Annotated in this window: 8 protein-coding genes and 1 pseudogene; 7 read left to right on the plus strand and 2 right to left on the minus strand. The window is 63.6% G+C overall.

Going from position 1 to position 11852, the window contains the following annotated elements; genetic code table 11:
* Positions 1–178, plus strand: a pseudogene (locus ASF57_RS26915) (sugar transporter); the annotation flags it as partial.
* 70 nt (positions 179–248) lie between these two features.
* Here ASF57_RS26915 and ASF57_RS11335 read toward each other — a convergent pair.
* Positions 249–1430 carry a hypothetical protein gene (locus tag ASF57_RS11335; protein ID WP_056180897.1) on the minus strand — a complete coding sequence of 394 codons (1182 nt, stop codon included), beginning with the start codon at positions 1428–1430 and terminating at the stop codon, positions 249–251.
* Between the two features lie 209 nt (positions 1431–1639).
* Here ASF57_RS11335 and ASF57_RS11340 point away from each other — a divergent pair, with 209 nt between their 5' ends.
* From ASF57_RS11340 to hpnK, 5 genes are all read left to right on the plus strand, one after another.
* Entirely contained in the window at positions 1640–2728 is a 1089-nt protein-coding gene (locus ASF57_RS11340; protein WP_082503879.1) for a flippase-like domain-containing protein, read from the plus strand.
* Positions 2719–3330, plus strand: coding sequence for an ABC transporter substrate-binding protein (locus ASF57_RS11345; protein WP_056483324.1), 612 nt, complete (start codon positions 2719–2721; stop codon positions 3328–3330). The genes ASF57_RS11340 and ASF57_RS11345 overlap by 10 nt, the downstream gene beginning before the upstream one ends.
* A 97-nt stretch (positions 3331–3427) precedes the next feature.
* Complete coding sequence (hpnI, locus tag ASF57_RS11350) at positions 3428–4615, plus strand: bacteriohopanetetrol glucosamine biosynthesis glycosyltransferase HpnI (protein ID WP_056180891.1); 1188 nt, start codon at positions 3428–3430, stop codon at positions 4613–4615.
* A 57-nt stretch (positions 4616–4672) separates the two neighbouring features.
* Positions 4673–6103: a hopanoid biosynthesis associated radical SAM protein HpnJ gene (gene hpnJ / locus ASF57_RS11355; RefSeq protein WP_056180889.1), complete on the plus strand. Its 1431-nt coding sequence runs from the start codon at positions 4673–4675 to the stop codon at positions 6101–6103.
* 134 nt (positions 6104–6237) lie between these two features.
* Entirely contained in the window at positions 6238–7074 is an 837-nt protein-coding gene (gene hpnK, locus ASF57_RS11360) for a hopanoid biosynthesis-associated protein HpnK (RefSeq protein ID WP_056483327.1), read from the plus strand.
* Positions 7075–7159: 85 nt separating this feature from the next.
* Here hpnK and ASF57_RS11365 read toward each other — a convergent pair whose 3' ends face one another.
* Positions 7160–9832 carry an MMPL family transporter gene (locus ASF57_RS11365; protein ID WP_056483332.1) on the minus strand — a complete coding sequence of 891 codons (2673 nt, stop codon included), beginning with the start codon at positions 9830–9832 and terminating at the stop codon, positions 7160–7162.
* 627 nt (positions 9833–10459) lie between these two features.
* On the opposite strand from ASF57_RS11365, the gene hpnH reads away from it, so the two are divergent.
* A complete protein-coding gene (gene hpnH, locus ASF57_RS11370; protein ID WP_056180880.1) occupies positions 10460–11623 on the plus strand; it encodes an adenosyl-hopene transferase HpnH in 1164 nt (387 codons plus the stop codon).
* Positions 11624–11852 lie beyond the last annotated feature (229 nt).

An 11852-nucleotide genomic window follows, 5' to 3' on the forward strand; every position in this document is an offset into this window, starting at 1 on the left:
CATCAACATGCGCGACCCCAACAGCCTGTTCCTGACCCAGGCCTTCCGCATGCGCAATCGCGATCTCGTCTACGTCTCCAACGCCCCCTTCACCGAGGTCCAGAAGGTCCTCTCCGTCTTCTCTACCGTCACCGCGCCGGTCTCGGCCGGCGCTTCCCTCTACGCGACGGCCCGGTAAGCCGGTCCCGGATACGAAAAAAGGGGGCGCTGAACGCGCCCCCTGCAGCCGAAACTCAATCGATTTCGACCTAGAAGTACGACTTCAGAGTGCCGCGACGGCGAACGTCGAGGGTGGCGCAGTGGAACGAGCCGCCGAACGGTCCATAGGACAGGAACGGCGCCGGGATCGGGTCGAAGCCCCAGTCCTTGAGCGCCTTGATCAGCGTCGGCTGACTCGCATCCACGACGATCTTTTTCTCGTCCAGCGCCAGCACGTTGATCGAGGTCCAGGGCGAGCACATGGAGATCTTGCTCATGAAGCCCTCGACTGGGTCGGGGCGCGGCGCGATCAGCACGTCCCACTTCTTGAGCACGGCCGGCAGCTTCTCGACGTCGATGTAGTCCGGATTGACCAGCACCTTGCCGGGGGCCAGCGGCATAAAGGATGAGTCGATGTGCATGGGTTGCGGGCAACGGCTCTCGATCTCGTGGACCCGGAAGCCCGGACCGAGATGGCGCCGTAGCCACTCGATACCCATCAGGTTGGTCACGTTCGAGCGGGTCACGAACAGGTCGCGGCCGCAACGCACGAAGTCAGCCGCGTCGAAGACCGGCTCGAACTCGTTGACGGTGAACTGCATCGGCTCGCCGCCTTTGAGGTTCGGCACCCGGTAGTCGTAGTTGTACAGATCGTCGGTGAGCTGCGGACGCGGGGCTGAGGTCCAGCGCGCGCCATTGCGGAAGTATTCCTTGAACAGCGACCGGTAGGCATCGCCCTCGAAGTAGCGCGAGCGCCAGCACATCGGGCTCTCGATAATCTCGTCGCCGATGACGAGGTACGGATCACGAGGGCAGGCGACGCAGAAGCCGCGGGAGGACCATTGGGGGGCCTTGAACTTGCGCGAGAAATCGATCGGGTCCGGACGGCGGATCTTCACTCCTTCGCCCGCCAGAATCGAGATGAAGTTGTCGAGCTCCTTCTGGGCGAGCTTCTTCATGAACTTCGGATAGCGGAAGCCCGAGGCGAACCTGTAAAACGGCTGAGCAGCCCGCGGCAGGTTGAAGATGACGGTCAAGTGGTGTGTCGGAATGGTCGCACCGTCCAGACTTCCGACGATGACCTCTTCCAGCGGATCCCATTCGTTCCAGGCCATCACCGGGGAACTTGCAGCGGGCGCACGCGTGGCGCCGAAGCCGCCGCCGGCGTAGCGCTCCATCTGCGCGTCGTCGCGCACGACCTCGTCGGCCGTCATCTGTGATTCGCGGTCCATCTGATCCCGTTCCCCTGTCCGCCCGGACGGCTGATTCTCGGGCTTTTCGCCCTGCGCCGCTTTGGTCCCGACTGTGTCTCTCGGGTGATAGACAACGGTTCTCAAAGCTGCAACTTCCGAAGACATTCAACGTTTCCGGCGGTTTTTTGCGGTCGGAAACACGGCGGAATCTCGTTGTGATCCGCTGCACTGCAGGCCGAAAGGGGCCCATGAAGCGTCTCACGACATTGGCCCTGATCGCCGGTCTGTGCACAGTCGTCGGCCTGTTCCTGTCCTCTGGCCTGGAAGACGTCGCGGCCGCGGTCGTCAGCGCCGGTTGGGGCGCGCTGATCGTGGTTGTCGCCCGAGGTGTTGCCGTAGCCTGGGCCGGTCTCGGCTGGTTCGTGATCTTCCCGAAGGCGACGCGCCCGACATTGCGGGACTGCCTCACGCTGCGCTTCGTGCGCGAGGGTATCAACACGTTGCTGCCGGTCGCCCAGGTCGGCGGCGACTTCGTCGGTGCCCGTCTCCTGACCAAGCGCGGCGTCCCCGGCGGCATCGCCGGTGCGAGCATGTTCGTCGACCTGATGACCCAGGCGGTAACTCAATTCCTCTTCACCGTGGCGGGCGTCATTCTCCTCGCCTGGATCGCGGGGGATGGCCCGATCGTCCGGACCGTGACCGGCGGCCTTGCGCTAGCTGCTCCCGCCCTCGGTGCCTTCTATCTCATCCAGCGCCGAAGCGGTCACAAGGTGATCCAGGCCTTGGTCAGCCGGTTCGCCGGCTCGCGCGAATGGCGCGCGCTCGGCGCTATCGACGTACTCTACGACAGCCTCAAACGACTTTACGGCCATCGCGGCCGTGTCGCCGGTGGTCTCGGCATTCACCTCATCGGCTGGTTCATCGGCACCGTCGAGGTCTACGTGGCCCTCCACTTCATGGGCTACCCTGTCAGCATCGTCGAGGCGGTGGTGATCGAGAGCCTGGCCCAGGCGGTCCGTGGCGCCGCCTTCGCGGTGCCGGGTGCCCTCGGCGCCCAGGAAGGCGGCCTCATCGCCCTGTGCGCGATCTTCGGAATCCCGGCCGAGGCGGCGCTGGCGCTGTCCCTGGTCAAGCGCTTGGCGGACTTGCTCGTCGGGGTGCCTGGTCTCTTCGCCTGGCATGCTCTTGAGGGATCGAAGCCGGATCCGGTTATGGCACCGGAGCCCCAGAGCGAGCCTGGCTTGCGGCATGACCTCCTGGTCCCAGTGCTTGCCAATGATTTGGGTGGACGGCCCCGCACCGAACCCCAGCTCGGAGAACTCAAGAAGTGCGCCTGAAACGCGTTGCTGTCGCGAGCCTCGTCGCGGCTCACCTGCTCCTCGGCTCGGCCGCCCATGCGATCGACGATCCGGCCGCGACGTCGATCGGCAAGATCTACGCGACCTTCGAAAGCGCCCTGAAAAGCGCACCGAAGGATGTCGGAGCCCGTGCGGCGACCATCGGCCCGACCCTGAGCGAAGCCTTCGACTTTCCGGCGATGATCCGTCTGGCCACCGGGGCCAAGTGGAAGACCTTCACACCCGAACAACAGGGTGCCCTCACAGACGCGTTCGGACGCTACTTTACCGCGACCTACGCCACCCGCCTCGCACAAGCCTCCGGTGGCAAGTTCAGCGTAAAGCCGCAAAGCGAAGCGCGCGGTCCGAACCGCGTGGTTCAGACCGAGGTCGCCAACAAGGACGGCGATACCTCGCAGGTGGATTTCCTGGTCGGCCCGGAAAACCGGGTGCAGGACGTCTATCTCAACGGCAATGTCAGCGAGGTCGCGAGCCTTCGCGGCAGCTTCTCGGAGCCGCTGAAGACCGGCGGGGCGGATGGCCTTCTCACCTTCATGCGGGATCGTACCGCCGGAATGCTCGCCGTCAAACCAGCGCCTTAGAGTTGCGACAGAGACGCCCGGACTTTGTTCCTCCCGTACGACAAACGATTCGCGCCGCTCGACTTCGCGGCACTCTCACGAGCCCCGTGACCGAGCGATGCCCCTGATGGACCTGACTTGGCTCTCGCATCTCCTGCCGCTGATCGCCCTGGTCGGTTGCGTGTACGGACTGACTGCCGCTGCCTTAGCCGGGCGTTTTGCCCGCAAGGCAGCGCCGGCCCTGGGTGATGGGGCGCCGTCCGTCACGATCTTGAAGCCGCTCTGCGGAATCGAGCCAAACCTGTACGAGAATCTCGAGACTTTCTGCCAGCAGGCCTATGCCGCGCCCGTGCAGGTGATTTTTGGCGTTCAGAACGCCGCCGATCCGGCGATCGCCGTCGTCCGTCGTCTGCAGGCCGCCTATCCGGCGCTTCGGCTCGATCTTGTCATCGACGCGCGCCAGCACGGTTCGAACCGAAAGGTTTCGAACCTCATCAACATGTCGACCCGAATCTCCCACGAGATTGTGGTTCTTGCCGACAGCGACATGGTGGTGAAGCCCGACTACCTCGGCCGGATCGTCGGTGAGCTGAGGCAGCCGGGCGTGAACGGGGTGACTTGCCTGTATCATGGGGTCCCTGCGCATCGGGGGATCTGGGCCCATCTCTCCGCTCTCGCCATCGACGTGCAGTTCTTGCCCAACGTGGTGATGGGCACATCGCTCGGCCTCGCACAGCCTTGCTTTGGATCCACCATTGCCTTCTCCACCAGGGCACTTGGCGAGATCGGCGGCTTCGAAGCCTTCCGCGACGACCTCGCCGACGACTATGCCATCGGCGAAGCGTTGCGCGCCAAGGGCGGGGTCGTTGCAATCCCGAGCTTCACCATTGGGCACACCTGCGTCGACACGGATCTGGCGAGCCTGTGGAGCCATGAGCTTCGCTGGAACCGCACCATCCGCAACGTCGATCCTGCCGGCTATGCCGGATCGTTCGTGACCCATGCCTTTCCGCTCGCCCTGATCGGAGCTTTGATCCCGGATGCTGGAACCACGGCCCTGGCCGTGGCGGCCTTCGCCCTGGCGTGCCGGATCATCCTGTGCGTCCGCCTGGAGCGGGCCTTCGGCCTTGCTCCGCATCCCTACTGGCTGTTGCCGATCCGCGACATCCTATCCTTCATGAACTTCACCTGGAGCTTCGTCTCCGGTGCTGTGACATGGAAGGGCCATGATTATCGCGTGGTTGCGGACGGTACCTTGATCCCCGAGACGACGCTTGGGCGCGATGCTGGCGCATCGTCACTCTGACCTTCCGTTTATTCTCCCATTCAACTGTCCCCTGTTCTCGCTGAGGCCTTGAACCCCATGCGCACCCTCTTCCTGCAGGCTCCCACTTTCGACGGCTTCGATGGCGGTGCCGGTTCCCGCTATCAAGCCAAACGCGAGATCAAGTCGTTCTGGTACCCGACCTGGTTGGCCCAGCCTGCCGCCCTGGTGCCGAACTCGAAGCTGATCGATGCCCCGCCGCACAACATCAAGCTGAGCGAGATCGTGGCCCAAGCGCATGATTTCGACCTGGTTGTGCTGCATACCTCGGTTCCGTCCTTCAAGTCGGACGTGAAGACGATTGAAGCCCTCAAGGCCGAGAACCCGAAGCTCATCGCCGGCCTGATCGGCGCCAAGGTCGCGGTCGATGCCGCTGGCGCGATGGCCCAGGCCCCGGTGGTCGATTTCTGTGCCCGCAATGAGTTCGACTTCACCGTCAAGGAAGTCGCTGATGGCACCCCGATGTCCGAGATCAAGGGGCTGTCCTATCGCGATGCCAATGGCAACGTGGTCCATAACGAGGACCGCGAAATCATGACTGACATGGATCAACTGCCGTTCGTCACGAGCGTGTATAAGCGCGATCTCCAGATGGAGAAGTACTTCATCGGGTACCTGAAGCACCCCTATATCTCGTTCTACTCGGGCCGTGGCTGCAAGTCGCGCTGCACCTTCTGCCTTTGGCCGCAGACGGTCGGCGGTCATACCTACCGCACCCGCTCGGTCGCGCACGTGATCGAGGAGATCAAGTACTGCCTGAAGGAGTTTCCCCAGACCAAGGAGTTCTTCTTCGACGACGACACCTTCACCGATAACCTGCCGCGCGCCGAAGAAATCGCCCGCGAACTGGGCAAGCTCGGTGTGACTTGGTCGTGCAACGCCAAGGCCAACGTTCCGCGCGATACCCTGAAGGTGCTCAAGGACAATGGCCTGCGCCTGCTGCTCGTCGGCTACGAGTCCGGCAACCAGCAGATCCTGAACAACATCAAGAAGGGTATGCGCGTCGAGGTCGCCGAGCGCTTCACCAAGGATTGCCACGATCTCGGCATCGCCATCCATGGCACTTTCATCGTCGGCCTCCCGGGCGAAACCCGGGAGACGATCCAGGAGACGATCGCGTTCGCCAAGCGCATCAATCCGCATACGATTCAGGCCTCGCTGGCGGCGCCGTATCCCGGCACTTTCCTATACAAGCAGGCGGTGGAGAACGGCTGGCTGGACGTCGCAAACGCGGAACTCGTCGACGAGAACGGCGTGCAGATCGCACCGCTGCACTACCCGCACCTGTCACATTCCGAAATCTTCGCGGCTGTCGAGGAGTTCTACCGGAAGTTCTACTTCCGCGCTCCGAAGATCGCCTCGATCGTTTCCGAGATGGTCCGTTCGCCCGATATGATGAAGCGCCGTTTGCGCGAGGGTGTGGAGTTCTACCGCTTCCTCAAGGACCGTCAGACCAGCGCCGCAGCCTGAGCTCGACACAGGTTCGATTCGATACCCAGACACAATGAGGCGGCCGGGCTGGAAAGCCCGGCCGTTTCGCGTCGTGGGGCTTCAGCCCCTGCCTTAGGGGGAGGGGCCCGCCTCCCGTTACCCGGAGTCGTCCTGTGAAGCGCTTGGTCGTTACCGCCGATGATTTCGGCCTGAGCCTTCAGGTCAATGAGGCGGTGGAGCAAGCGCATCGCGACGGCATCCTCACCGCCGCGAGCCTGATGGTATCCGCCCCGGCCGCCGATGACGCCGTGGCTCGGGCTCGGCGTCTGCCCTCCCTGCGGATCGGTCTTCACTTGGTGATGGTGGAAGCTTGGCCGACCCTGCCGCCTGAGCGAATTCCCGATCTCGTCACCGCGGACGGTCTGATCCGTAGCGACATGGAGCGACTCGGCCTCGACCTGGCCCTTAAGGCCTCGGCGCGGCGCCAACTCTCCGCCGAAATCGAAGCACAGTTCCTGGCCTTTCGCGCGACTGGCCTACCCCTGGATCACGTCAACGCCCACAAGCATTTCCACGTGCACCCGATCATCGCCGGTCTGGTGCTCGCAGCGGGCCGTCGTCATGGCATGCGGGCGATCCGGGTTCCGCGCGAGACCCGCGCTGTGCTGCGGGCGGCAGAGCCGGGCGCAAATCCGAAGCCGGCCCTCGACACAGCACCCTGGGCGGCCCTGTTGGCCGTACGGGCGCGCCAGCAAGGCCTCCTGATCCCCGACAGGACACTCGGACTCGCCTGGTCCGGGGCGATGATGCCAGCCCGAGTGCAGGGGCTGTTGGCGCACCTGCCAGACGGATTGACCGAACTTTACAGTCACCCCGCCACGGGGAGCGGGTTTCCCGGCGAGGCGCCGGGTTATGCCTATGTGGCGGAGCGTGATGCGCTGGTCGCCCCCGAGAGCCTCGCGGCGGCCGCCGGCTTCGTAAGAGGGGGATTCTCAGATTTTCTCGCCTGAGGACGGATCAGGACTGGTGGCGAACGAAGAATGGGCGCGGAGGGGACCCGCGCCCATTCTTCGTCTTATGGAATTTCCGCGCGGCCTACTTGGCCGCGACCGTTTCCGCGGCCTTGGCCCGGGTTACGGGCGGTAGAGCGGCATCGCCCTCGGGACGCTTCGGGTCGGGACGCTTCGGCGGCGGCCCGAGGAACGCCGGAACCACGAAGAAGGCTGCCACCAGGGTGAAGAACAGGGACAGCGCGAGAAGCTTGCCCATGCTGGCTGTGCCCGGATGGCTGGAGAGCACCAGTGAGCCGAACGCCGTGCCGGTGGTCAGCGCCGAGAAGAAGATCGCTCGCGTCAGGCTGGAGGCCAGCATGTCGGTGACGCCTGCCCGCCAAGCGATGACGTAGTAGATGTGGAAGGCCACGCCGACCGCCAGCATCAGCGGCATCGCGATGATGTTGGCGAAGTTCAGCGGCATCCCAACGATATGCAGGGCCATGAGCGTCCAGAGGGTTGCCAGCACCAGCGGCCCGAGGGTCATCGCAACGTCCCATGGCTTCCGGAGCGCCACTGACAGGATGATGAAGATCAGGACGAGTGCGGTGATCGCCGCCTGCAGGAAGGCGCCCAGGATTGTGTAGCTCGACGACGTCGTGGCGACCGGCGCGCCGGTGGCATGCGGCGCGACGCTCTGCACGTCCTTGGCAAAGTTGCGCAGCACCTGGTTGTCGTTGGCGTTCCCACTCGGGTGGACTTCGATGCGTGAACGTCCGTCTGCGGCGATCCATTCGGCCTTCAGCTTAGGCGGAAGGTTGTCGAGGGTGATCTTCTCCGGGTTCAGGAGGCCGGACAGACGCGAGAGCAGGGTCTTCAGATCCGTCGTCAGTGCAACGCTCGCCGCCTCGCGGGTCGCGACCGGAGCAGCTGCTAGTTTGTCGAGATTGGTCGCAAGCTCGCCCGCTGCCTTGGCGCCCGGAGCCGTGGAGCCGGCCGCGATACCGCGCAGGGCCGTCACCGCCTCCTTCATCGCCTTGACGTTGTCGGCATCGGTCGGCGGCGGCGGTTTGCGGCCGGGATTCAGGACCGGCCCCAGCAACTGTGCGGTCTCAGCGATAATGGCCAGCTTCTGGTCCTGGTCCGGCGGCACGAAGGTGTCGATGTCGATGACCTTCGCCACGGATTTCAACTTCAGCAGCTTCTCCGCAAGCGCCGGCACCGCGGCCACCGAGGGTGCCATGACGTCGATGATGTTCGGGCTCGTGGCCGGGTCCTTGATCAGGTCGAGATAGGTCGAGATCGATTCCACCTTCGGGCTGCGCAGATGCATCGGGTTGGAATCGAAGGGCAGCTTGAACAGCAGAGGGATGCCCGCGAGCGTGATCAACCCGACGCCGATCAGGATCGGCTTTCGGTTGCGGATGATCCACGGATCGACGCCCGCGAGCCAAGCGGTCTCCACCGGTTCGCGCTCACCCTTGGGCTTGAACACCGCGATGAGGGCCGGCAGCAGGGTGAGGCTGAACAGGTAGGCGACGATCATGCCGACACCGGCGATGAGGCCCAGCTCCGAGACGCCTCGAAAGGCAGTCGGCAGAAAAGCGAAGAAGCCGGCGATAAGCGAGATGGCCGCCAGGGTCAGCGACCAGCCGACGCCCCGAGCTGCCGCCCGCATGGCGGAGAGGAGGTCGGGCTGCTCGAACCGATCAGCACGGTAGCGAACGGCGAACTGAATACCGAAATCGATGCCGAGGCCCACGAAGAGCGCCGCGAAGGCGACCGAGATCGGGTTGAGTTCGCCGACCATCAGCAGGCCGAGACCCGCAGTCACGATGAGGCCAGCGAAGGTGGTGATCAGGACCGCGCCGATCAGCGGGGCCGAGCGGAGTGCAAGCCACAGGAACAGCACGATCGCACCGACCGTGACGCTGTAGTTCAGCAATGCGTCCTCTGAGAGGGTGGCGAACTCGTCGTCAGCCACTGCGACGGGGCCGGTCAGACGCATGCGTGGACGCTCGGCGAATTCAGGGCCGCCAAGGGTATTGATCTTGAGTTCCGACGCGACCTTGCGCACCACCTCTGTCGCGTGGGCGCCGGGTTGTAGCGCGTTGTAGTCCAAGACGGGCTGGATCATGACGAACTTGCGCAGATCCGTGCTCTGCGTCTGTCCGTTGGATAGCAGCATCTGCCAGGACATGCGCGCAGGCTCGCCGGCCAGGACCTTGCGCACGGTGGCGTCGATCTGGGTCATCGGCCGCTCGAGATCCTCGAGCTTGGCATCGCCACTCTTGATGCCGCGGGCGCCAAGGCCGAGAACGCGCATGATGCCGCGAAGGGACGGGTCGGCAGCCAACGGTCCGAGGAGGCCCTGCTGCTGGACGAGTTGCTCCGTGGTCTTGGTCAGCTCTTCCTGCGACATCAGCAGGAAACCGTTCTTCTCGTAGAAGGCGCCGCCGTCCGGACGGTAGACCGACTCGATCATGGTCTTGTGTCTGGCGATCGCCGCCGCGAATTCGGCCGCCGCCTCCTCGGCCTCCTCCGGCGTCTTGCCGTCGATGACGGCCACCAGGGTACCGGTCCGCTGCGGGAACGCAGCTTCATAGTTGATCTCGTCCTGACGCCAGGGGACATCCTTGTCGATCAACCGCTCGACATCGGTATTGATCTTGAAGAGATGAGCGGCCGCACCGGCGCTGGCAACGGTGATGAGTGCGACGAGAGCTATGACCAACCAGCGACGCTGGACGGAAAACGCGACGAGCCGTTCGATCACGAGTGTCCTACCTGCTTCAGCGATCTCATTCCGATGCAAGCACGCTGACTACCGGCGCTGCGGCCGACGCGGCTGCACAAGGGGAATCGATCTGTTCGATGCCGCCGGTTATCACCAGTCGCCGCGAATCCCGAATCTCAGCTTCCAGCGCCCCTATGAAACCCAAGCGGGGTTCCCGGAAAGGCACTGATCAACCGAATCGCATGACATTGACGACATTGCGTGAATGGCCGGTTCACCTATCGACCCAACGGTAGGAATGCAACGCAAACAAGGCGAGCGTTCCGGCTTGGGACCTTTTGTGCGATCTCGCACCGCATCTTCGTCGCGTACCGCGTCTGGATACGGGTAGCTAATGCGCTTTCCCCACGGCCAAGCTGGGGCTCTGGCATGCGGCTTTCGAATAGGAATATGGGCATCCGATCGGGTTATAGGCGGTCCGTCATGGCGGGCTTCGGCACGAGAGTGCTGCATTCTGTGGCCGGATAGTTTCAGCTCCCGCCGAACTTGTCGGAACGGCGCCGTTTCGGGGCCTTTCGGGATGGTTCCAAGCTAGCTTGCTGGAATTTGGCCTTTTTTCACGCTAAGCAGCCCGATACATCGGGGCCAACAACAAGGAGCCGCGTCTTGGGCATCCCTATCCGGTACGTCGCGAAGATCGGCGGCTACATTCTGAAACAGCACCTCACCGGTCGCAAGCGCTACCCGCTCGTGATGATGATGGAGCCGCTGTTCCGCTGCAATCTTGCTTGCGCCGGTTGCGGGAAGATCGATTACCCGGACGAGATTCTGAACAAGCGCCTGCCGGTGGCCGACGCTCTTGAATCCGTGCGCGAGTGCGGTGCACCCGTGGTGGTGATCGCTGGTGGCGAGCCCCTGCTGCACAAGGATCTGCCGCAGATCGTCGAGGGCATCATCGCCCAGAAGAAATTTGCCATCGTCTGCACCAACGCGCTCCTCCTTGAGAAGAAGATCAAGGAGTACAAGCCCAGCCCGTACTTCACCTGGTCGATCCATCTCGATGGCGACAAGGAGATGCACGACCAGTCGGTGTGCCAGCGTGGCGTCTACGACAAGGCCGTGGCGGCCATCGCCAAGGCGAAGGAGATGGGCTTCCGGGTCACCATCAACTGCACCTTCTTCAACAACTCGTCGGCCGACAAGATCGCCAACTTCTTCGATAGCGTCACGAAGATGGGCATCGATGGCATCACGGTCTCGCCGGGCTATGCCTACGAGCGCGCGCCCGACCAGAAGCACTTCCTGAACCGCAAGGCGACCAAGGAGCTGTTCCGCGGCGTGTTCCGGCACGGCAAGGAGAAGGGTCGCGAGAAGTGGACCTTCCAGCAGTCGGGTCTGTTCCTCGACTTCCTGGCCGGCAACCAGACCTATCATTGCACCCCGTGGGGCAACCCGACCCGGACCGTGTTCGGATGGCAGAAGCCCTGCTATCTGCTCGGTGAGGGCTATGCGGCGACCTTCAAGGAACTGATGGAGGAGACCGATTGGGATTCCTACGGCACCGGCAACTACGAAAAGTGCGCCGACTGCATGGTCCATTCCGGTTACGAGGCCTCGTCGGTGGTCGATTCCGTGAAGAAGCCCTGGAAGCCGCTGATCCATGCCATCCGTGGCATCAAGACCGAGGGCGACATGGCCCCCGAAGTCAGCCTTGAGAACCAGCGCCCGGCCGAGTTCGTGTTCTCGCGCAACGTCGCCCAGAAGCTGTCCGAGATCAAAGCCTCGGGTGTGGACACCAAGCGCGAAGCTCGCAACCGCACCGCGGCCTGATCCGCTCCACTTTTGTCGAACGAGGAAACCCCGTCCTGCTCTGGCAGGCGGGGTTTTTCGTTTGAACCGCCCTTGCGCAGGAGGGTCTGACGCCAGTGGGAGACAGTTGTAACTAAGGCGGGCTCAACGCTTAGGGTGTGAACCGAACCAAGACGTTGCGAGAGTTCTGGTTTTGTGATTCAGAGCCGCCGTTTGCAGCATGGAGGCGGCGATGGTGGACCTGTTCTGG

The organism is Methylobacterium sp. Leaf117 (assembly GCF_001422985.1).
In the GTDB taxonomy this organism is placed as follows: domain Bacteria; phylum Pseudomonadota; class Alphaproteobacteria; order Rhizobiales; family Beijerinckiaceae; genus Methylobacterium.